This is a genomic window from Anaerostipes sp. Marseille-Q3525 (genome assembly GCF_018223505.1).
In the GTDB taxonomy this organism is placed as follows: domain Bacteria; phylum Bacillota; class Clostridia; order Lachnospirales; family Lachnospiraceae; genus Anaerostipes; species Anaerostipes amylophilus.
Window position 1 is genome coordinate 71,699 of sequence record NZ_JAGTTT010000004.1, and the last position, 23,430, is coordinate 95,128.

22 protein-coding genes and 1 riboswitch are annotated in these 23,430 nt (G+C 36.6%); of the genes, 5 read left to right on the top strand and 17 right to left on the bottom strand.

Annotation, left to right across the window (positions count from 1 at the left end):
- The first annotated feature begins 3 nt into the window (after positions 1-3).
- Positions 4-1,290, top strand: coding sequence for a homoserine dehydrogenase (locus KE503_RS03435; protein ID WP_022375572.1), 1,287 nt, complete (start codon positions 4-6; stop codon positions 1,288-1,290).
- A 364-nt stretch (positions 1,291-1,654) separates the two neighbouring features.
- Here KE503_RS03435 and KE503_RS03440 read toward each other — a convergent pair whose 3' ends face one another.
- The 4 genes from KE503_RS03440 to KE503_RS03455 all read right to left on the bottom strand — a co-directional run bounded on the left by KE503_RS03440 (position 1,655) and on the right by KE503_RS03455 (position 5,475).
- Positions 1,655-2,152: a tRNA (cytidine(34)-2'-O)-methyltransferase gene (locus KE503_RS03440; protein ID WP_022374384.1), complete on the bottom strand. Its 498-nt coding sequence runs from the start codon at positions 2,150-2,152 to the stop codon at positions 1,655-1,657.
- An 18-nt stretch (positions 2,153-2,170) separates the two neighbouring features.
- Complete coding sequence (locus tag KE503_RS03445) at positions 2,171-3,169, bottom strand: AIR synthase family protein (RefSeq protein WP_212384489.1); 999 nt, start codon at positions 3,167-3,169, stop codon at positions 2,171-2,173.
- A 2-nt stretch (positions 3,170-3,171) separates the two neighbouring features.
- Complete coding sequence (locus KE503_RS03450; RefSeq protein ID WP_212384490.1) at positions 3,172-4,647, bottom strand: VanW family protein; 1,476 nt, start codon at positions 4,645-4,647, stop codon at positions 3,172-3,174.
- 120 nt (positions 4,648-4,767) lie between these two features.
- Positions 4,768-5,475: a 3'-5' exonuclease gene (locus KE503_RS03455; RefSeq protein WP_022374388.1), complete on the bottom strand. Its 708-nt coding sequence runs from the start codon at positions 5,473-5,475 to the stop codon at positions 4,768-4,770.
- A gap of 180 nt (positions 5,476-5,655) precedes the next feature.
- On the opposite strand from KE503_RS03455, the gene KE503_RS03460 reads away from it, so the two are divergent.
- The 3 genes from KE503_RS03460 to KE503_RS03470 all read left to right on the top strand — a co-directional run bounded on the left by KE503_RS03460 (position 5,656) and on the right by KE503_RS03470 (position 8,770).
- Positions 5,656-6,528, top strand: a complete 873-nt coding sequence (locus tag KE503_RS03460; RefSeq protein ID WP_022374389.1) for an HAD-IIB family hydrolase — start codon at positions 5,656-5,658, stop codon at positions 6,526-6,528.
- 105 nt (positions 6,529-6,633) lie between these two features.
- Positions 6,634-7,515 (top strand): Cof-type HAD-IIB family hydrolase, encoded by an 882-nt coding sequence (locus tag KE503_RS03465; RefSeq protein ID WP_117944081.1) that lies wholly within the window; start codon positions 6,634-6,636, stop codon positions 7,513-7,515.
- A 157-nt stretch (positions 7,516-7,672) separates the two neighbouring features.
- A complete protein-coding gene (locus tag KE503_RS03470) occupies positions 7,673-8,770 on the top strand; it encodes an iron-containing alcohol dehydrogenase family protein (RefSeq protein WP_055196349.1) in 1,098 nt (365 codons plus the stop codon).
- A gap of 135 nt (positions 8,771-8,905) precedes the next feature.
- On the opposite strand, the gene KE503_RS03475 is transcribed toward KE503_RS03470, so the two are convergent.
- From KE503_RS03475 to KE503_RS03535, 13 genes are all read right to left on the bottom strand, one after another.
- A complete protein-coding gene (locus KE503_RS03475; protein WP_117944079.1) occupies positions 8,906-9,595 on the bottom strand; it encodes a triose-phosphate isomerase in 690 nt (229 codons plus the stop codon).
- Between the two features lie 15 nt (positions 9,596-9,610).
- Positions 9,611-10,132, bottom strand: a complete 522-nt coding sequence (locus KE503_RS03480; RefSeq protein ID WP_022374393.1) for a YjbQ family protein — start codon at positions 10,130-10,132, stop codon at positions 9,611-9,613.
- A gap of 22 nt (positions 10,133-10,154) precedes the next feature.
- A complete protein-coding gene (locus tag KE503_RS03485; RefSeq protein ID WP_055196351.1) occupies positions 10,155-11,030 on the bottom strand; it encodes a class II fructose-bisphosphate aldolase in 876 nt (291 codons plus the stop codon).
- 15 nt (positions 11,031-11,045) lie between these two features.
- Complete coding sequence (locus tag KE503_RS03490) at positions 11,046-11,543, bottom strand: hypothetical protein (RefSeq protein WP_022374395.1); 498 nt, start codon at positions 11,541-11,543, stop codon at positions 11,046-11,048.
- A 33-nt stretch (positions 11,544-11,576) separates the two neighbouring features.
- A complete protein-coding gene (locus KE503_RS03495; RefSeq protein WP_055196352.1) occupies positions 11,577-12,932 on the bottom strand; it encodes a PTS galactitol transporter subunit IIC in 1,356 nt (451 codons plus the stop codon).
- Between the two features lie 42 nt (positions 12,933-12,974).
- Complete coding sequence (locus KE503_RS03500; protein ID WP_022374397.1) at positions 12,975-13,259, bottom strand: PTS sugar transporter subunit IIB; 285 nt, start codon at positions 13,257-13,259, stop codon at positions 12,975-12,977.
- Positions 13,260-13,315: 56 nt separating this feature from the next.
- Entirely contained in the window at positions 13,316-13,783 is a 468-nt protein-coding gene (locus tag KE503_RS03505; protein ID WP_022374398.1) for a PTS sugar transporter subunit IIA, read from the bottom strand.
- Positions 13,784-13,802: 19 nt separating this feature from the next.
- Positions 13,803-15,839: a BglG family transcription antiterminator gene (locus tag KE503_RS03510; RefSeq protein ID WP_212384491.1), complete on the bottom strand. Its 2,037-nt coding sequence runs from the start codon at positions 15,837-15,839 to the stop codon at positions 13,803-13,805.
- 331 nt (positions 15,840-16,170) lie between these two features.
- Positions 16,171-17,805: a putative manganese-dependent inorganic diphosphatase gene (locus tag KE503_RS03515; RefSeq protein ID WP_212384492.1), complete on the bottom strand. Its 1,635-nt coding sequence runs from the start codon at positions 17,803-17,805 to the stop codon at positions 16,171-16,173.
- On the bottom strand, positions 17,802-18,935 hold the full coding sequence (locus tag KE503_RS03520) for a sensor histidine kinase (protein WP_055196353.1): 1,134 nt from the start codon (positions 18,933-18,935) through the stop codon (positions 17,802-17,804). The genes KE503_RS03515 and KE503_RS03520 overlap by 4 nt, the downstream gene beginning before the upstream one ends.
- Entirely contained in the window at positions 18,925-19,626 is a 702-nt protein-coding gene (vanR, locus tag KE503_RS03525) for a VanR-ABDEGLN family response regulator transcription factor (protein ID WP_022374402.1), read from the bottom strand. Before vanR ends, KE503_RS03520 begins: the two co-directional genes overlap by 11 nt.
- Before the next feature lie 15 nt (positions 19,627-19,641).
- A complete protein-coding gene (locus KE503_RS03530) occupies positions 19,642-20,670 on the bottom strand; it encodes a hypothetical protein (RefSeq protein WP_212384493.1) in 1,029 nt (342 codons plus the stop codon).
- 86 nt (positions 20,671-20,756) lie between these two features.
- On the bottom strand, positions 20,757-21,590 hold the full coding sequence (locus tag KE503_RS03535) for a patatin-like phospholipase family protein (RefSeq protein WP_022374404.1): 834 nt from the start codon (positions 21,588-21,590) through the stop codon (positions 20,757-20,759).
- A gap of 202 nt (positions 21,591-21,792) precedes the next feature.
- Positions 21,793-21,904: riboswitch (TPP riboswitch) on the top strand.
- Positions 21,905-22,050: 146 nt separating this feature from the next.
- Between KE503_RS03535 and thiC the strand changes: the two genes are divergently transcribed.
- Positions 22,051-23,352, top strand: coding sequence for a phosphomethylpyrimidine synthase ThiC (thiC, locus tag KE503_RS03540; RefSeq protein ID WP_212384494.1), 1,302 nt, complete (start codon positions 22,051-22,053; stop codon positions 23,350-23,352).
- Positions 23,353-23,430: the final 78 nt, after the last annotated feature.

The following is a 23,430-nucleotide window of genomic DNA, read 5'->3' on the forward strand; positions in this document are numbered from 1 at the left end:
ATCATGGAAGAGTTTAAGAATATCAAAATAGCCCTTTTAGGTTCTGGAACAGTAGGAACCGGAGTGTACAAACTGATCGAACGCCAGAAAGACGAATTACCTCATAAGATCGGTGCTAATCTTTCTGTAAGCAAAGTTCTAGTAAGAGATAAGAATAAAAAAAGAGAGGGTATTAATCCAGAACATCTGACTGATCAGTGGGAAGATATTATTACTGACGATGACATTCAGATCGTCGTAGAAGTCATGGGTGGAATCGAACCAGCTCGTACCTATATCACACAGGCCTTACAAGCAGGAAAGAATGTAGTCACAGCCAATAAAGATTTAATGGCAGTTCATGGTGGCGAATTATTGGATATCGCAACAGAGAATGGATGTGACTTATTATTTGAAGCATCTGTAGCCGGAGGAATTCCAATTATTCGTCCTTTAAAACAGTGTCTTGCTGGCAACTATATTTCAGAAGTCATGGGTATTGTAAATGGAACAACAAACTTTATCCTTACAAAAATGACTCATGAAGGAATGGAATTTGACGAAGCATTAGCTCTGGCAACAGAACTTGGTTATGCTGAAGCTGATCCAACAGCTGATATTGAAGGATATGACGCAGGACGTAAGATGGCGATCATGGCATCTATCGCATTCAACTCCCGCGTTACCTTTAATGATGTATACACAGAAGGTATTACTAACATTACAGCAAAAGATATCAAATATGCTGAAGCAATGGGATGCACGATCAAACTTCTTGGTGTAGCTAAGAATACAGATACTGGAATCGAAGTTCGTGTTCACCCAATGCTGATCCCTAGCGATCATCCATTAGCAACAGTTAATGACTCTTTCAATGCCGTATTCGTACATGGAGATGCCGTAGATGACGCAATGTTCTACGGAAGAGGTGCTGGAGAACTTCCTACAGCAAGTGCTGTCATGGGAGATATCATTGATGTTGCACGCAATATCCAGTTTTACTGCAACGGAAGAATTCATTGTACATGCTACAAGAATCTTCCGATCAAGAAGATCACAGAAATTGAAAGTAAATATTTCATGAGACTTCTTGTAGATGACAAACCAGGTGTACTTGCTCAGATCGCATCTACATTAGGTAAGAACAATGTAAGTATTGCACAGGTCATTCAGAAGAATAAGATTGAAGATCAAGCTGAATTAGTTGTAATCACAGATCTCGTTCTTGAGCAGAATTTTGCAGATGCTTTAGTTGAGATTAAGGGAATGGATCATACTCGTGAAATTTCTACTGTGATTCGAGTATACTAAATTCTGATTTGATAGGCTTTCGTATATGTGACAAAAATAAGATAAGAATCAATATTTAAAACAACTGGTGGCAACACGCAGATTTTAAGAGCATTTTTTACAAATCGCCGATCCGCGCCTGTTCCTTTGATAACTCACTGGCTGCGAACCAAAATGTCCGCAGCTACGTTCAAACAATCAACCACAGGGCGCTGCGAATTTGTAAAAAACGCTCTTAAAATCTGCTAATCGTTGCCACCAGTTGTTTTAAATATTGATTCTTATCTTATTTTTGTCACATAAAACAGAAGATCAAAGAAATATCATCTGTCTTAAAAAATTCTAATTTATAACCAATACCATTCTCCAACCACAACTTAAAATCCTACCAATGATAATGATGCAGCTGTCCTTCCATCTGGAATGCTTCAAATCCTTGATGTCTCAGCACTTCATAGGCTACAATTGCAACTGAATTGGACAGATTTAATGATCTGATATGTGGCAGCATTGGAATTCTGATTGAGGTTTCTTCATAGTCTAATAGAATCTCTTCTGGAATTCCTGCACTCTCTTTTCCGAACATGATGTATACATCTTCATCTTCTTCATATGCGGGTGCTGAATACACATGTTTAGCTTTTGTTGTTGCCATATAAATCTTTGGATTATCATTCTTTTCCAGGAAATCTTCAAAATTAATATATGTGCGGACATCTAATTTGTCCCAATAATCAAGACCTGCTCTCTTGATCATCTTTTCATTTAAACGGAAGCCAAGTGGCTCGATCAAGTGCAGGACTGCACCGCATGCCACGCAGGTTCTTCCGATATTTCCAGTGTTTGCCGGCATTTCCGGCTCATGTAATACTATATGAAGCATTATTAACTCTCCAATCTTTTAATTTCTATTATTCTCAGAATATATTTTGTATAACTCGTCCTGTCTAGGTGCTTCTAAGTTGGCTGCCTTTCCCTGGCGATAGATCACTTTATCTCTGGAATCTGTTGTATGACCAATAATTGTTGCTTTGATACCTGCCTGTTCCAATTCATTTACTAATGTTCTTCCATGATCTGTTGTGATCAGCATAGAACCACTTGAGATCAACTGGTACGGATTCAGATCGTATCTTTCACAAAATTCGATCGTATGCTGTCTTAATGGAATATCTTCAATACAAACTTCGACTCCGACACCAGATGCCTTAGATATCTCCCATAGTGCACCATATATGCCGCCTTCTGTGATATCATGCATGCAAGATGCATATTTTCGTGCGATCAGTCCCTCTGGCGCCACAGAAATATCATTCAAAAATGCTTTTGCATCTTCAATGAATGTATCAGAAAACCATTCTTTTAATTCATCTTCTTTTTCATTTGCAATGATCCCTGTTCCTTCCATTCCAAGATATTTTGTCACAACAATATCCTGACCTGGTTTTGCACCTCCCGATAAGATCAGTTCATCTTCTCTGACCTTTCCGATTCCTGTCACAGATAATACAGGCTGTGTTACCGCAGCTGTGATCTCTGTATGACCTCCAAGTACCATAATATTTAACTTTTCACATTCTGTATTGATCTGCTGCATCATCTTCTTAATCTGTACTTCTTTGATCATCGGAGGTAGAAGTGCTGTCACCATAAGACCGATCGTCTCTGCTCCTGCAGATACAAGATCATTGGCAGTTACATGAACTGCTAGATTCCCAATCTCTTTCACCGCTCCTGTGATCGGATCTGTTGATGTAACAAAAACTTCTCCTTCCTGAAGTTTTAATGCTGCACAATCTTCTCCGATCCCTGGTCCGACAAGAACTTCTTCTCTTCTTGTATGCAATTGTTCAAATACTACTTTCTGCAATGCAGATTCTGATAATTTTCCTATCTTCATATTTAGTTTCCTGTACTTTCTCCAGATTTTGCAGTAGAAGATTTTTTCGTTGTTGTTTTCTGTGCTGTCGTTGATTTTGCAGCAGTTGTCGTTTTACTCTTTGAATCGTTCTTCTTATCTTTCTTGTCGTTTTTCTCTTCTATTTTTTCTGCTTTTTTTGTTCCAACACGATACACTGTTGGTGTTGACATATATGTGGATGTATTGAACACTTTCTTTGATACCTGTTTTCCATTGACCTTTACGATCTTCCATAATCTTGCACTGTATCCTGTATGTCCATAACTTTGCACAACCTTCTGTCCTGCTGGAAGTGTCGCATCTTCTACTGTACTTTCTGTACTTTCTTTGATATTCGTTGTCTCAGATAAAAATTCAACTGTACGCTTTGGATCTTTCTTCTTTCCATATATTGTGAATGTGATCGTTGATCCATTAGCTTTACCTTCAATATAAATTGGTGTATCAAATGTATTCTTGAATTTCATATCTTTATGTGTTCCTGCGATCGCAGCATCTGCTGATCTTGGTACATAATGAACAGTCATGGAATGTGGAAATCTCTCTACGATCTTTAATTCTGCACGGATTACCGCATTATATAATGTTGTAGAAACCTGACAGATTCCACCACCATATGTCTGAACTGTCTGTCCATTCTCGTAAGAACCAGCAAGTGCATATCCATTTTCTTTTGTAAATGGTGATACAGTCTTATATACAGATAATGTTTCTCCAGGATACACCATGCTTCCGTTAATCTTTGATGCCCCATTCGCAACATTCACTTTACGTCCATATGGAGAACCTCCATATTCTGTTGTGTACGTGCCTAATACATCTTTGATCTGTGCCATATCTTTTGATGTGTATTTTGCTTTTTGCTTAACAACATCTAATTTGGCTTTTGATTTACCAGATTCTACAGATTTCTTAAAATTTGCAAATGTTTCATCCATATTCAATGTATAGCCTGTCTTTTCTTTCACTACGACAAACTTTCCATTCTTACGTTTAACACTCGCATTTCTTGGCTCTGTGATAATCTTTTTTGTTGCTTTCTTGACATTCTTCTTAAACTTGGCTTTGTCATATTGACGATACACTCTAAGTTTATGTTCTTTTTTCTTGGAATCTGAGTACTGCTCAAAGATTGTTCCTGTTCTTCCAAGTGCATATGCCTCTTCCACTGTCTTATCGGCATCTGCCATAGCTCCTAATGATTCGATTTTCACATCTGTCTTCTCCTCGTCTACATATAACGTGATATTCTCTTTGTGAATCTCTTTCATATGGGATTCAATTAATTTCTTTGCCTCAGCTTTCGTCATTCCTCCAACAGACATTCCATCGCATGTAACACCATTTAAGATTTTTCCATCTTTTACTGCACTGTTTACCTTATGATTCATATAGAAAAATCCGCCCGCTGCCAAAATAACGATCACAGCAATTGCAATAATTATCTTTTTCTTCATTATGTCTTACTTCCTCTCAAAAATTCTACAGTTACATCATCAGGTATCCGGCTACCATTGTTCCAACCATAACGATGATCAGAAGAATCGCAACTACAGATACAAAAAATCTTTTCTTCTTCATTTCTTCATCACTCCATAATTAAATATAATATGATCAATCTTCTTTGATGCTTCTCTTTGTGTCATCTGATCAACATCAATCTTCTCCACTATCGCATGATATGCTATCAACTGCGCTAAATATTTCTTTTGTTTTGCTGTGGCAGGTCGTTCTTTCTTGACCTTGTATTGAAGCTGTCTTGGCATAAATATATCTTTCTCTTCTGGAAATTCTTTCTTCATCTGCTCAAATACAACTGCCGTTGCCAGTGCATCATCATAAGCCCTGTGTGCTGCCTGATTCACATAATGGTAATGTGCACACAGTGTTTCCAGTTTCTTGTTCTCAAGCTCACCTAACAGTTTTCTGGCCACTTTCAGCGTGTCAACTCCCTCTCTCTCAAAGTTATGCTTAAATGAAGCTGCTGCCTTCTTCATAAATTTGTAATCAAACATTACATTATGACCAAGAACCGGAAAATTCCTGCTAAATTCCAAAAATCCCTCAACACCTTCTTTCAGTGAAATTCCTTTCTTCAGCATATTCCTGTCGATTCCTGTTAAATTGATAATAAAATCACTGACCTCGATCTCTGGATGAATGATACAGTTATATTTTCCACTGATCTTCCCATCTCTGACCTTAACAGCCCCTATTTCAATGATCTGATCTCTCTCCAATGACAAACCAGTGGTCTCAAGATCAAATGCAACATAATCCTTCATTCGTAGTTACCTCTGAGAATATTTATACAATATTTCTGTTCAATATTATATATTTAGTTTTCATGCTATTTCCTTATTATACACAAATCAACTTTTAGCCTCAACCCTGTTTTTTACTATATTTTTGTCCTTTTTTATGATACGATGATTTTAAATATTAAAATAAAGGAGGACAGCAAGATGATTCAACTGATCGTTTCTGATCTTGACGGAACACTGCTTAACAGTGACCAGCAAATAACCAAACGCACAATCCGTGCGATCAAACAACTTCAAAGAAAGGGTGTTCGTCTTTTGATCAACACGGAGATGAATTATTTTGACACCCAGCAGATTCTTGAAACATACGATCTTCAATGTGATATCGCTTGTTTCGGAGGTTCCTGTATCTTTGATTCCTATGGAAAACAATTGCATGCTTCTTACATTCCTTCTGAGCGAATTCCAGAAATGCTTCGTATCTTTGGATCTTGCCGTACATTTTATGAAATCCACAGTGCGAATGGATTATGTATTCTTGGTTCCAAGACTGGATATAAAAATTATCTTAAAAATGAAGTGATTCCTTCTATTAAAAAAGAATTTCCTTCTTTGAAGATTGAATCTGATACTTATATTCAAAATCGTATCATTCATGCACATTTTTATGATAACAGCAGACTTCTTCTTGATGAAAATCCTCAGATCATTAAGATCTCCACACAATCACCAGATGTTGAGAAATTGAACACCCTTACAAATACTCTTCACACTCAGGTTCCTGACTTTGCAGTATCATCCCATAGCCCATATCGTCTGGATGTCACTGCAGTCAATGCTTTAAAAGGTGCTGCAGTCAATTTCTATACATCTCTTTATGATATTTCTCTTAGAAATACCATGATCATTGGCTACAGTGAAAATGACTATTCCATGCTTGGACTACCTTATATAGAAAGCATTGCAATGGGAAATTCTGCTGATATCATCAAAGATATCTGTCTCCATCACACTGCAAGCAATGATGATGATGGTGCTGCGATCGTATTCGAGCAGGTTCTTTCACAGCAGTAATTTTATCTCTCATTTATATTTTACAAAATTTAAATGCTATATAAGTTCTAGTTATGATACTATAAAACCATACAAAATTTTTACCCAATATTAGGAGGCTATCACATGATTAAATTAATTTCATCCGATATGGATGGTACTCTTCTTAACAGCTATCGACAGATTACCCCAATAAATATCGAAGCGATCAAAAAAGCACAAGAAAATGGTATCAATTTTATTATCAATACAGGCCGTGAATATCCAAATGCTCGTGCTCTCATTGAAGCTGCCGGATTAAAATGCGACTTGATCTGCAGCAATGGTTCCTGTGCATTTGATAAAGATGGAAATCTTTTATTTGAACACGAAATTGACAAAGAAACAATCCACAAGATTTTTGATGCATTTAATAAATACTCTATGGAACCATCTTTGTATACAACCGAAGGACGTATTTCTCTGCTTCCATTAGAAGAACGTAAAATCTACACAAGAGATGTATTTATCCCTGCAATTCAGATCAATCATCCTGATATGAAATATACCCTTGATGATTTCCGTGAACTTGTAGACAATGTTATCTTTGTTGATGGACAAGAAGCTTTATTAAACAGCGATCATCGAATTTTAAAGATCTCATCAAACTCCACAGACCATGAAGCATTAAAGAAATTGAGAGTCGAACTTGAAAAAATTCCTGGACTTGCTGTTGTTTCAACTGTTCCGACAGATATCGAAATTACTTCTATACATGCCCAGAAAGGAAGTACCTTGTTAGACTATGCAAAAAGAGACGGATTAACTCCTGATGAGATCGTTGCGATCGGTGACAGTGAAAACGATTATTCTATGCTATCCATTCCTGGTATCCATTCTGTAGCTATGGAAAATGCCTGCGATATGATTCGCGATATCTGTGTCTATCAGACTCGTGCTAATACTCGTGACGGAATTGCTTATATTATTAATTGTATTTTAGCAGACCGAGAAAATTTTACTCTATGATTTCATAAAGATTATTAAGTTGCATAGAAATCAACTTCAATTCATCCATGTTTAAACTTCTTCATGAATCAAAAAAAAAACAGCAATTCTTTTGCTTTTCTAAAAACAGAAGACTATAATAAAGGCAATATAAATGAAAGGAAGGCAACGAAACATAATGAATTATTACAGTGTAAATTTACCAAGCTATACAATCGGAGAAGGATGTTATAAGGAAATTCCTCATACAACCAGATTTTATGGAAAGACAGCGGTTGTGATTGGTGGAAAGATTGCCATGTCTAAAGCAAAGGATAAGATTTTGGAGGGAATTAAGGGTTCTGATGTAGAGATTCTTGATTTTATCTGGTATGGCGGTGATTCCACATATGAGAATGGTAATGCACTAATCGATATGGATGTTGTCAAGAAGGCTGATATGATCTTTGCAGTCGGTGGAGGTCGTGCCTGCGATACTTGCAAATATGTTGCAAATGAAATGGATAAACCTCTATTTTGCTTTCCAACAGTGGCTTCTAACTGTGCATCTGTTACAGCAATTTCTGTTATTTATAATCCTGATGGATCATTTAGAGAATATTATTATCCAAAGAATGCAAACCATACATTTATCGAATCATCTATTATCGCAGACTCCCCAGAAGAACTGTTATGGGCTGGTATTGGAGACGCGCTAAGCAAAGAATGCGAAGCTGTTTTTGCATCGAAAGAAGATGAATTATCTCATACTCCAATGATGGGTGTTCAGTTAAGTAAAATCTGTACTACTCCTTTAGTTGAGTATGGAAAAAAAGCTTTAGATGATCTGAAAGCAAATAAAGTATCTTACGAATTAGAACAGGTTGCTTTAGATATCATTATCAGCACAGGTTTAGTATCTAATATGGTAAGTGCTGCACCAAAATACTACTATAATTCAAGTCTTGCACACTGCGTATATTACGGATCAACTGTAACAAAAGGCGGTGAAAAACATTTACATGGTGAGATCGTATCACTTGGAGTTCTTTGTCTGCTTACATTTGAAAAAGCTTATGAAGAAAGAGAACGTATTGCGAAGTTTAATAAAAGTATGGGATTGCCTGTATGTTTTGAAGATATTGAGATCACAGAAGACGATTTCGATGCTATGGCAGAGAAAGTCATGACTACAACAGAATGGGAATTTCGACCTAAAAATGCTGGGGTTACGAAAGAAAGTTTTATTGAATGTATGAAAGAAACTGATGATTTTGGGAAGGCATTAAAATTGTGATTTGTGATTGTAGGCTTTCGTATATGTGACAAAAATAAATAAACGATCGGAAGAGCAAAATTCTCTAGCTGCTCTTCCGATCGTTTATTTATTTTTTATCATATACTCAAAATCTACAGTTGGCCAATTACAAAATTAAAATTTCTCATTCTTCGCTTTAACAATAGCCTCTGCCATTTCCTGTACTCTCTGTGCTGGAGATGGTGCGTTTAAAATTCCAGAAGTTGCTCCTGTTCCGTCTGCTCCAAGTTTTACAACATTGTAGCAGTCTTCTGCTGTGCTGACTCCTGATGCAATCATAACTAAAACATCTGGATTGACTTCGTGAAGTCCTTTGACTGTTTCAATTGTATAAGAATCGTCTGCTACCTTACCTGTACCGATCAGATCTGTTGGCTCTGCTAATACGATATCTGGATCCATACATGCAACTGCTTTTGCTTCTACTGTTGAATCTGCACAAACGATCGTGATCATTCCAAGTTCTTTTGCTCTTTTGATCGTTGCATATAATTCAGATACTGTTTTCTGGTTTTCTGCATGATTTAAGAATACAGCTTCTGCTCCTGCTTCTTTTAAAGATTCTGGAAGTACATGTCCCATTCCTCGTCCTGGTGTTAATGAATCCATAGACTGTGCACATACGATCAGGTTTTCTGTATTTTCTTTGATCAGTCTGATATCTGCATATGGGCATGTAAAATAAATCTGAAGTCCTGTTTCTTTTGCTGTCTTGTCTGCTGCTTTTGCTAATTCTAAGCTTTTTTCACCATATAAATAAGATTTAGGATTAACAATTAAAAATGGAGATTCTGCTTTTGCCATTTTATCTTTTTCCCCCTATTCTCCGATTACGATGATCTTACATTTTCTTGTTCTTTCTCTTGTTCTGTCAAAGTCTACAAAATATACATATCCTGTAGCTCCAACTCCTAATTTTCCTTCGTCAACTTCTAATGTTGCACTGGAACCGATCAGTGTTGATCTTAAGTGGGCATCACCATTAAATAAAGCTGTTCTATCTCCGTTTGGAAGATATGTATCTGCATCTGGCCATGATTCTACAGCCTTATAATGTTCTTCTCCTGGATAATTATACTGATCTGCACTTACATGATCAGGAATGATCTTCTTTAACACATCGTTCAAATCTTCCTGTAAGAACTCATCTCCTGCTTCATTATAATCATGTACAAATTCTTCAAAAAATACAGAACATGTTGTATGTGGAGAAATGACTGTACAGATTCCATTCTGGATTCCACTTTTTTCGATTGCTTCTCGAACCTGTGGTGTGATATTTACATATGTTGGAGTTTTACCATGTGATTTTAATAAGATCGTTTCTTTATAAACTGCCATTTTTACGCCTTCTTTCTTTGAACTATTTGATTTTCTGGAATACTTTGATCGCACGTTTTACATCTTCTTTGATTGCTTCTGTCGCAACTAATGACATAGAATCATAGAATAATGGTTTGCTGTCGTCAGCCCAGTATTCTTTTGATGCTTTTCCACCTGCTGTATTCATGTATGTATAATAGTTCACTTTACAAATACCATTTTCAATTGCTACTGCATAGTCTTCATCTGATACACCAGAACCACCATGCATAACAAGTGGAATATTTGTTGCTTCACGAAGTCTTGCGACTCTTGGAAGATCTAATTTAGGCTCTGTAAGATATACACCATGTGTTGTTCCAAATGCAACGGCAAGGCAATCTACATTTGTCATTTCTACAAATTTCTTTGCAACTTCAGGATCTGTATAGATGTTATCTAAATCTTCATAATCATCTGTACTATCAGCTCCTGCACCTTCACCCTGTACGACTTTTGATGTAAAGATATGACCGAGTTCAGCTTCTACGCTTGCTCCTACTGCATGTGCGATCTTAACGATCTCTGCTGTTTCTGCTGCGTTTTCTTCGAAAGATTTTGCTGATGCATCATACATTACAGAAGTAAATCCCAGTCTTAATGCCTGTACGCATCTTTCAAAACTTGAACCATGATCTAAATGTAATGCCACAGGAACTTTCGCTCTCTCGGCATAATATTTCATAACAGGTCCAATTTCTTCTAAATCGATCAGATCATCATGACTCTGTGCATGCTGTAAAATAACAGGTGCATTTAATTCCTCTGCTGCCTGTATGATTCCTCTGATCGCTTCTAATGTTGTTCCGTTAAAAGCACCAACTGCTTTATGTTCAACCTTTGCCTGGTCAAGTAATTCTTTTAATGTTACCAACATCTATCTTAATTCCTCCTAAACTCGTTTCGCTTTCTGAGCCAATCTCGCTCTGCCTGCTTTTCTTGCTTTTGTGATAACAGAGTGTGGATTTACTCGTTCATCCAAATCATAAAAATAATCTATAATATCTTTATCATCATCAAATTCAGATACTCTAAGCCAGTATCTGCCTTTTAATAGTCCACCTTTGTCGATGTTCATATAGATCTTTGTGTTTCCTGCTACCATTCTCATAGAGAAAGCTGTCATTTCACTGATCTTATATGTATGTTCCTTGTTGTATCCACGAAAAGTTATAGTTTCTTCGCCAAGATCAAATTCGTACGGATTACTCAAGGATACAAACTCATTCCAAACATTATATACGCAAATAATTAATACAAACATCAGCAAACCATCAAATCCGGTCATCACCTGTCTGATCAGGCAATAAAGCCCGATCAGAAGTGTGAATATTCCTGGTATGGTATGCTGAATGAGATAATGCGATTTTTTATATATATAACTTTTCATAAATACATTTACCTCTTTCTGCTGTTTTATATCTTAGTTTTGTTCAGCATGTGCTGCTTTGATAATACGTTTTCTGTTTAAGAAAGCTAATGCAAGTGCGATAACACCAACAACTGCTAATGCAACGATACTTAAGTTACCTGCTCTGTAGATTACCCATGTTAAAGGGTTAGCTCCATCACAGATAGAAGAAATCTGTGTTACACCATTGTATGTAGCGGCATCTACTGTATGAGCTACAGATGTTGTAACTGCTGCAAGGTCAGTTGAAATATATAAACCACCTGCTAATACAATGATACCTGTGATGATCGCACGGAATCCGTTACCACCAACTAATGGAACGATCAGTACTAACATATATGGGATGCAAGATAAGTCAGCCATTGGTAATACTGTGTTTCCTGGAAGGATTACTGCTAAGAATACTGCTACTGGTACAAGGATTAATGCTACTGTTAATGTGATAGGATGTCCTACACCTACAGCTGAATCAAGTCCAATGTAGATTTTTCCTCTGTCAGAAAATCTCTTAGAAATGAATGCCTGTGCTGCTTCTGAAATAGGCATAAGTCCTTCCATAAGTAATGATGCCATTTTTGGAATCAGTACTAAAGCTGCTCCTAAATATATACCACTTGTTAAAATATTTTTAAGATCATATCCTGCTAAAGCTCCGATTACAATACCTAATACTGTACCAATTAAGATTGGTTCTCCGAATACACCAAATTTCTTCTGTAATTTTTCAATATTGATGTCGATTTTGTTTACACCTGGAATTCTGTCCATAACCCAGTTGATCACGATTGCAAATGGTACATAAGCTGCTGAGAATCCGTGAGGAATAGATACTCCAGGCATTCCTAATACTTCTTCTGCTTTTGGTGCTGTGTAGTCAGCAATTACAAATACGATAATGATGTTGATGATCGCTGCGATGATTCCGTATGTAAGGTTATCTGTAACGATTGCTACTAAAGAACCTGTAAAAGCGAAATGCCAGTAGTTCCAGATATCAACGTCGATTGTCTGTGTTGTGTTTGTAAGTAACATGATAATGTTAATAATCAATCCGATTGGGATGATCAACAGACCTACTGTTGTTCCCATAGCGATAGCTGCTGCAGCTGGCCATCCTACGTCTACTGTTGTAAGTGATAAATGGAATCTTGTTGCCATCTGCTGTACAGCTGGTGCAAGATATGTACCGATCAATCCTACTGCAAGGTTTAATCCGATGAAACCTACACCTACTGTAAGACCACCTCTTAAAGCTTTACCAAATTTAGCCCCTAAAATAACTCCGAAAATTGTTAAAATGATTGGCATCATGACGCTTGCGCCTAAGCCGTTAATATAACTGAAAAAATCAATAACTGCCTGCATGATTTTTCTCCCTTCTTATCTCTCTTTTTCTGATAGTTTTTCTTATTTATTCATCTGTTCTTCAACGTCGCTGAATAATTTGTCTGCTCCAACACCAGTTAATAATGGAAGTCCTGGTAATACTGGGCAAGGCATGTTTGCTCCAACTACTGTTGTTGCGATCGCGAAGTCAGCACTCTTACCTTTTTCAGCAAGTTCTGATACCTGACACTGTTCGATCTGATATTTTCCTGAATATCCATGTTCATCCAAATATGCTGATACCTTCTGATTTGCCACTGTTGATGTTGCTACCCCTGATCCACACGCAATAATAATTCTCTTCATATTAATTTCTCCTTTCTATGTATGCGTTTTCTCATTTTTCTCTATCAATAAAGTCATTATTTCTCTACCAGAGCTGTCATAACCTCATTAATCTTGTCCTGATCTTTTGCCAGAATTTCTTTCAATGTATTCTGATCCTGACAAAGACTTATTAATTTCTGAAGCATTCCCATCTGATCTTCTTTATGTTTGATGGAAAGCATAAATAATAATGAAACTTCTGTTGTCTCTCCTTCCATTCCCATAACATTAAATGTTACTGGTTTGTCTAAGATTCCCAGACAAACTGCTGCATTGTTTACATGTTCTGGATCAGTATGCGGAATTGCTACATTGATCTCTCCTACAGGAAGTCCTGTTGGATAAATACTTTCTCTTTTTACAATTGCATCTGCGAAAGTATCTTTTACATACCCTTCTTCTTCCAGTGCAGATGCCATCTGCTTAATTACTTCCTTGTCGTTGTCACCTGATAAAGTAACTGCCAAATAACTTTTTTCTTTGTTACTTATTATCTTGTCCATTTTAAGCTCTCCTTTTTATTTATATTTTTTGTTTCTGAAAACTGTTGATCATGTCTAAAACTGCCTGCTCATCCGGGAGCGAGTCAAATTTGTTCATATTGTTTTCATCTCCAAAAATTTTCATCATATCATAAATGGCCTGATTGATACTTTCTGCACTTTTAATGCTCATTCCTATGACGTATCTGACCGGGTCATTATAAACACTTCCAAATTCAATCGGTGTCTTCAATCTGACAAATGAAGCCGCCTCCTTGATCGCACCTTTGCTGCAATCTGCATGAGGAAGTGCCATTCCCTTACAAACAACAATGTATGGTCCATGTTTTTTTACACTGCTTACCATTTCTTCAACGTATTGTTCTGTTACTGTGTTTGTATCATAAAGAAGTTTTCCCGCACATCTTATGGCATCTTCCCAGTCTTTTGCCGGATAATCCATTTCAATGCGTTCCTTGGATAACAGATTGTAAAAAGCTCCTTGAATATCTTTTTGAGGATTTTGTTTTATCACTCTGTTTTCCTGTTCTTCTATCTCTTCCTGCTCTTTTTCTTTCAATTCAAATACTTTTTGTTGTATTGTAAGAATATCCTGATCATCAAGCATTGGGCTTCTCACTGCCACATTTGGCAGTTTTGAATTCGGTAATGGAATAGTTGAAATTATCATCCTCGCTCCAGACTGCTCGATCTCATTCATATTGTGATGAGATGATACACTGACAATATCTATGATATTTTCTAATATCTTAAGTTTTGCCAACATAAACTGAACAGTTCCTCTTCCTGTCGCACAAACAAGTGCTACCGGAATTTTCTTATTTTTATTACTTTGTATCTTTTCTTTTTCTATCACTGATGCAAAATACAAAACAAGAAACATCACTTCATCTTCTCTAAATTTCTTTCCGATAAAGTTCTCTAAATTTTCAAGTTCTTTATGTACGATCTGAAGGATTTCAGGATAATCATTGATAATCTCATCTTTAAATGGATTTACAAGAACTTCTCCATTCATAACTCTGTAAACTGCAGATTTCATATGTGCAACCATCAGATCATACAGTCCAAAATCCAGATAAAAATCGATTCCTAACTGACCTGAGATCAAATGAATTGCTTCTGCAATCATCACATTGATATCTAATGAGGTTGCACTGTTTCGCTCACCTTTTAAATATCTTTTTCCTCTAAGATGTTTTGTGAACATCAAAATTTCTTCTTCTGTTATCTTTACATCATATTTTCTTCCAATTTTATTTAAAACAGATTTGCTGAAAGGATATTTTGAACTGATCTCTATTTCTTCTTTTAATTCATCATTGAAGCTTATAAGATATTTACCCTGATCTAATCGATTCAAAATGATCATCAATTCAATGCCTGCTTCATAAAACGAATAGTCTTCCAGGATAACACCTGTCTCTTCTTCCTCTTCCAGCAGAATATTCTTAAGATTTTCAAAAGAGTTCATTGTATCGAGTTGCTTTAAAAGCAGCCACCAATATACATTCAACGTATATCCGTTTTGGTAATATTCTTCACTGTTAACTTCCATAAGTTTCAGAATATTTTCACGGATCTGTGTCTCTGTTGCTTCGATCACATATCCAACATGTGGTTTTGCTTTTAAAGTCATTTCCCTGTCTTCAAACCAGCTTTTCAACTCCTGAAGATCATTTAAAATTGTATTTCTGCTGACTCCAATTTCATTTTTAAGCATATCCACTGTGATGTATTCTCTGCCGTTTAAAAGTATCAAGGCTAAAATTGTATGTCTCTCATTTTTTGTCATGGTGTAAGAATAGAAATTATAATTTTGAATAAATTTTTCAAACTCTTTCACATCGATTTGGTCTTTATCTTCGATACTCAGTTCTCCTTCGCTGTTCTCAAAGATTGTTGGTAATCCAGCTTCCATAAGATCATCATTGATACTCTTAATTGCTAATCTTATAGAGCGCTCCTGAACATTATATTTATCTTTAAATGCTGCTACCGTTGATTTATCATTCCAAATCAGCTCGCTGAATATTTTATTCTCTCTTCGGTTCATCTTATCACCCATTTCCCTTCGACTTGTTTTTATTATAATTTCTGATTGGATCTATTTGAAGTCCAAGTTAACGTCAAACGTTTTTATCAATTTGTACTAATTCCACGATTTATTATCTTATTTTTTGTATCTTTCTACCAACAAACGTCCAATTTACGTGGTTTGTGTTTTATTTTTTATTGTTTTAAATAGTACAAAACGATAAAATATATTGATTTTTTTGCAAAAAATAATTGCCAGATTTTGAAAAAAATCTGACAATTATCATACTTTATAATTTAATTTTCTTCATATATCAACAGCTTTAGCTGCTCAATTAATCTTTTGTAAATTACTGCTGAAATGCATTCAGTAAGTTAGGGATCATCTGTTTCTTACGTGACATAACTCCTGGTAATACTGCAATCTTATCTTCTGGTGTTACATCAAATCCACGCTCGATCACACCTTCTGCATCTGGTCCGCAGATTAATAGATGTGTTGTCTCTTCTAAGATATTTGTTAACATAAAGAATACATAGTCAAGTCCCTGTTCTTCTTTTACGGAATCCATATACTCAAGGATTGGTGCTTTGATATCATCTAATTCACCCTGATCCATAGATGTAATCTGTCCAACACCGAAGTTAATTGTATCAGCGTTAAATTTCTTGTAATCCATATAGAAAATTTCGTTTGGAGTCTTACCACTTAAATCACTTCCTGCACGGAACATAGCTTTTGCATGCTCTTCTACATCAACACCTGCGATAGCAGCTAACTCTCTTGCGATCTGCTCATCAACTGGTGTGCAAGTTGGTGAACGGAACATTAATGTATCAGAAAGGATTGCTGAACACATTAATCCAGCCATCTCTTTTGTGATCTCGATTCCCTGTTCACGATACATCTGAGCAATAATTGTTCCTGTACATCCAACTGGCTGATTTCTGAAGTATACAGGTGAAACTGTTTCCACACTTCCGATTCTGTGATGATCGATGATCTCCATGATCTCGCATTCTTCTAATCCTTCGACAGCCTGGGATACTTCGTTATGGTCAACTAAGATTACCTGTTTCTTGCTGAATTCTAAAATACGACGTCTGGAAATAAATCCTACGAATTCATTATCTGAATTCAATACAGGGAAATAACGGAAACGTTTCTTTGTCATCTCTTCTTTGACATCATCGATATAATCTGTTTCATTAAATGATACAATCGTATCTGTTGCCATAATGTAAGATACTGGCATAGCCTGGCAGATTAAACGGCTTGCTGTAAATGTATCGTATGGTGTTGTGATGATTCTGCAATTTTTTTCTTTGGCAAGTTCTAATACTTTATCACTTACTTCTGTTCCCATACATACAACGATACACTGTACTCCTGTCTGAAGTGCACCGATCTGTGCATCTTCACGGTTTGCAACGATCACTGTATCTTTCGCTGTTACAAACTCTTCCATTGTGTCAACACTTGCTGCAGATACTGTTAATTTACCTTCTGTGATATATCCTTCAATATCTCCTGTCTGAAGTGTTCCATCTAATGTTTCAACTACATTCTTGTATGGTGTTTTTGATTTCGCAAGAATCTCATTATCATAAACATCCATGTCTGCTTTTAAAACATCACTGATAGATACAAGTCCGATCATTTTCTTTCCATCTAATACTGGAAGAGATACAATCTTCTCTGTCTGCATCATCTCTCGTGCAGATTTCAGTGAATCTGTTGGTTTTGCCCCTTTAACAGAATTTAGGTTAACATCTGTAAGTCTTGGTCTTACATCACTAACATATTTAGGATCTTTGATTCCAAATGTATCGAGAACATATCTTGTTTCACCATTGATATTTCCGGCACGATATGCTTCGTATCCATTCCCTTCCACCTGATTTTTAAGATTTGCATATGCGATCGCAGAACAGATAGAATCTGTATCTGGATTGCGATGTCCAATTACATATACTTTTTTCATTGTTCCTCCTTCTTTCTTGGCAGCCTTATTGTGAATGTCGTATACTCATTCTGGCTGGTTGCTTTAATAGTTCCATCATGAAGCTCGATGATCTCTTTGGCAATAGCAAGTCCAAGACCTGCACCACCTGTTTCGGATGATCTCGCTTCATCTAATCTGTAAAATTTCTCAAACAGGTTGTTTAATTGATGTTCTGGTATCGTCTTGCCCTGATTCCTTACAATAACATCTGCCTCATCTCCATCGATCATCCCATAAACCTCGATCAGAGAATTTGGATAGCAGTATGAAACTGCATTCCGAAGCAGATTCTCAAAAACCCTGGCAAGTCTGTCCGGATCACCATAAATTAAAATTTTATCATCTACCTCTATCTTCCACTCTAATCCTTTCTGCTTAAATACCGCAGCAAAAGAATCCATCACTTGTTCAAGTAGAACATAAAGATAAAATTCCTTCTTATCTAATGTGATATTCTGAAGATTATATCTTGTAATCTCAAAAAATTCATTGATCAGTTCGCCCAGTCGTTTCGCTTTCTCAAGTGAAATCCCGGTATATTTTGCTCTCTGTTCCACCGGCATATCCGGTGCTTCATTGAGCAAGGATAAATATGCAATAATTGAAGTCAGCGGTGTCTTAAGATCATGAGCAAGATATACGATAATATCATTCTTCCTTTGCTCACTTTCCTCTGCGATCCGTCGCTGCTCTTTCAATGTTCCTTTGATCTCATTTAACTTATTCTCCAGTGGATTCAATTCTGGAGGGAGTAAAATATGATCTTTGGACTCATTTAAGATCATCTGAATACCGCTTTCAACCTGTTTTAGATAAGTTGTAAATTTTGACATACCCAGATAAAAGCTTAACAAAAGTAACAGAAAAAATCCAGCACCAATGATCATTGTTTTATTCTGCATAAAGATCAGACGATATATACGGATTGCTTCTATCTCATCCATGCCAAGCCGTTCAAATATATAAACAACCGTTTTGGCAAACGGATCCTGAAACACCCCATCTACAAAAATATCAAGTATAAAATATCCGATAAATGCAACAATAAGGCTGATTCCCAGTGTCTGCAATATGATCCTTATCTTTAAACTTCTGTATTTACTCCTCAACTTTGTATCCAACTCCCCAAACTGTCTTGATCAGCTCTTTATGTCCCATGACATCTCCAAGTTTCTCCCTGAGATGTCTGATATGTACCATAACTGTGTTGTTATTGTTCTTAAAATATTTTTCTTTCCACACCTGCTCAAACAGATTCTCGGAGCTTATTACTTTGCCTCTGTTCTGAGTCAGGATCCAAAGTATAGAAAATTCCAATGGAGTTAGTGTAATTTCTTCTTCTCCATAAGTGCACTGATGTGTCGCACGATTCAGAATAAGTCCTGAAATCTCCAGAGTATCTTCCTGATCAGATCCAGAACCATCGTTATATCTTGTAAATCTTCGTAGCTGTGCTTTTACTCTCGCCATAAGTTCAAGAGGTTCAAATGGCTTCTCAATATAATCATCAGCTCCTAATGTCAATCCATTGATCTTATCCATGGATGATACTCTTGCAGTCAGCATAATAACTGGAAAATTGTGCTTTAATCGGATCTGTTTTAAGATTTCAAATCCATCAATATCCGGCAACATCACATCAAGGATCGCCAGATCAATATTCTCGTGCTCTACACATGCAAGTGCATCTTTTCCATTATAAAATTTAAATACATTATAATCTTCATTCTTTAAATATAATTCAATAAAGTCAGCAATTTCTTTTTCGTCATCTACTACTAATACTGTTGACTGTCTCATCTGCTTCCTCCTTGTTTACTCTTTACCCCCAGGGATCACCTGAAATCTGTGGCCTGTTTCTTCCTCTTCCAGTTCTTCTCTTGTATGACCTTTTAGTGCATATACAGGAACTGTCTTATAAAGTTTAAGAATCAGGTCACAAAGGGTTCTCTGTTCTTCTCTTGCATTATCTTCTAACAAGCCTGTATACGCCTCTGTAATTTCTGTATATGTTACTCCGTTTTGAATCTTTACAACCAGTGATTTTACGATCATCATAGCCTGATACTGATCATCCTCTATATTCTGCATGACAAAATCAAATAAATCTGGAATACCACTCCAATTTCCAACTCCATTTGACAAGGCTAATTCTTTGTACTGATCTTCACTGTAAATCTTCCAGGAAATATCTTTGTTAATGGTCCATTTGATAAACACATCATTCCTGTCATCCACCTCTCTGCTTGCATAGATCAGTCTTAAATTCGTCTGATTTCTCAATAAGATACCAGACTGCCAGAATACAACTCTGTGCATCACAAATTCTTCCAACTCATCATATGTCATATCTTCTATCATGTTATCCCTGATGATCTCACAACATTCATAAATATCCAGAATACCATATAAAAATAACATTCCAAATAAAATATTCTCAAGTCTTGTGTATTCTTCCATCTGAGCCTGTGTCCGATGACTCTTAAGCGAAAAGAAAAATTTGTCTTTTGCCTCCATATTAATATAGATCGTATCATCTTCATAAGAGAGAAATCCAAGAAAATGCAACTGTTCCAGTTCTCTTAAATACATCTGCGTGATCAGGCTTTCTCCTTCCATCTCCCAGCACTGTAATAAAAATTCAATTGCTTCCTGTTGCAGCATCTTCGTCACAAGCTGTGGTCTATCATAAAGTTTCTCTGCAACTTTAGCTGCCAGAGATATCTCTGCTTCTCCATCATTAAAAGGGGCACCGAGTCTCTCGCACACAACCATAAGGTTCACCTGCGGATTCGTTGCGAGTTCTTCTACAAATGTTCTTCCTGATGCTTTTATCAATGACATAACTATCCTGCCCTCCTTCGTTTCAATCTTATAAAGTATATCTTATCAGACCCCTCCCGTCCAGTGGGACATTTAAAAAGATTTCTTTAAAATAACTCTCTGATCTTATCAATCTTTTCTTTCGTCATGCGATATCCCATATCATATGTCTGCTTCAATACATCAATATCCTTTTCCAGACTTTCAATTGGATATTCTGGCCTTAAGATTACTGCTTTTCCTTCTTGTTCGAGTTTCTCACAATATCTTACTGTTTTGTTATATTCGATATGTCTCTTCATTAAAAGTTCCGGCAAATGTGGATATTTTCTCTTCAGTAGTTTCGCTGTGATCTTATGGCTTCTGCTTAGTTCTTTTCTATATCCTTCAGGTCTAGTTAATACGATCAGATTCTTCTCATTGCCATCTTTGATTGACTTTCTGATCGGGATCGGATCTGCCAGTCCTCCATCATAATATGGCTTTCCATCAACATAAATCGCTGGAAATACAAGTGGTATCGCACATGTTGCACGAAGCATCATACACTTTTTGTCTAATTTCATTCCATCTTTATATTCTACTTTTCCTGTCCATGCATTGGTCACTCCAACTCGGATTCTTCCTTCGTATTCATAAAATGTCTTCCAGTCAAATGGATATAACTTATTCGGAATCGTATCATATACAAAATCAAGTCCAAAGAGACTTTTATCTTTTAATAAATTTCCTGCTCCTAAATATCGTTTATCATTTCTATGATTCATAAGAATCTTTAAATTACGTTCTTTTTGTTTTGAAATATATGAAAATCCATCACAAATCCCCGCTGATACACCGATCATATATGGAAACATGATATCTTCATCTAACAATGCATCCATCACTCCGGCACTGAAGATTGGACGGAATGTTCCGCCTTCTAAAATAATACCTGGCATGTTATGTCCTCCCATCGAGTAAAAAATATCACTTTATCTCTCCTAAATTTTATAATAAGTGACACTTGTTAAATATTATATCACGTTTTCATAATAGAATGTTACATTTACTCAAAGAAATTATGAAAAGAATTCGAATTTTGTGTGAACAAAAAATAACCTTTTTTGTTGATATATCGTGCCCTCGATGGTACAATGTTGATGTAACTGAAATGGGAGCTTAAAAGGTGATACCTTAGCTGAGAGGAAACTTACGTTTCGACCATGGACCTGATACGGGTAATGCCGTCGTAGGGATTTGGATGCTATGAATACAAGACGAACTGTAAACGGGCATCAGAATGTACCTTTAGTTTGTCTTTTTTTATCTCAACATATCTATTTTAGATTTTGACGATAAAATTATAATTTAAACCGAATAAAGTCTCCCAAAATTTTATATTTTGGAGGTATACATTTTATGAATTACACAACTCAAATGAATGCAGCAAGGCAGGGAATTATAACAAAAGAAATGGAAGCTGTTGCTACTTATGAAGGAATTGATGTGAAAGATCTTATGGCTGAAGTTGCAGCTGGCACGATCGTTATTCCTGCCAACAAGAACCATAAGTGTTTAAAACCTTTTGGTATCGGAAATTCCTTAAAGACAAAGATCAATGTAAACCTTGGTACATCCAGAGACTGTTTAAACTTAGATGTTGAGATGGAAAAAGTAAATAAAGCTGTTGAGATGGGTGCTGAAGCGATCATGGATCTTTCTTCTTTTGGACATACTCACGTATTTCGTAAAAAACTTGTCAATGAATGTCCTGCGATTCTTGGTACAGTTCCTATCTATGATGCGATCGTTTATTACAATAAAGCACTCAAAGACATCACATCTCGTGAATGGATCGACGTTTTCAAGATGCATGCTGAAGACGGCGTTGATTTTATGACGATCCACTGTGGAATCAATCGTAACACTGCAGATCGTTTCAAAGCGATGAAGCGTAAGATGAACATTGTTTCCCGTGGTGGTTCCTTAATCTTCGCATGGATGGAAGCAACTGGTAATGAAAACCCATTCTTCGAATATTATGAAGAAATCCTCGATATCTGTAATGAATATGACGTAACTTTAAGCCTTGGTGATGCATGCCGTCCTGGATGCCTTGCTGATGCGAGTGATATTTCACAGATCGAGGAACTGGTAACACTTGGTGAATTGACTGCACGTGCATGGAAAAAGGATGTTCAGGTTATGATCGAAGGTCCTGGACATATGCCAATGGATCAGATTCAGGCGAATATGAAGATTCAGCAGACGATCTGTCATGGAGCTCCATTTTATGTACTCGGACCTCTTGTTACAGATATCGCTCCTGGATATGACCATATTACTTCTGCAATCGGTGGTGCGATCGCCGCTGCATCTGGAGCAAGCTTTTTATGCTATGTAACTCCTGCAGAACATTTACGTCTGCCTAATGTTGACGATGTAAAAGAAGGAATCATGGCTTCTAAGATCGCAGCTCATGCAGCAGATATCGCCAAAGGTGTAAAAGGTGCCATGGACTGGGATAACCAGATGGCAGCTGCCAGACAGAAACTTGACTGGGAAAAACAGTTCGAACTTGCTCTTGACCCTGAAAAGGCAAGAAGATATCGTGCAGAATCTACTCCTGAAAGAGAGGATACCTGTACAATGTGCGGAAAGATGTGTTCCGTACGTAACATGAATGCCGTCCTTGCCGGAGAAGATGTGGACGTCATCTAATACTTTTAAGCATCCAGACTGTTTTTATTTTAGGCCTCCGGCACATGTCAGATTCTATTTTTCGTATCTGAATATATA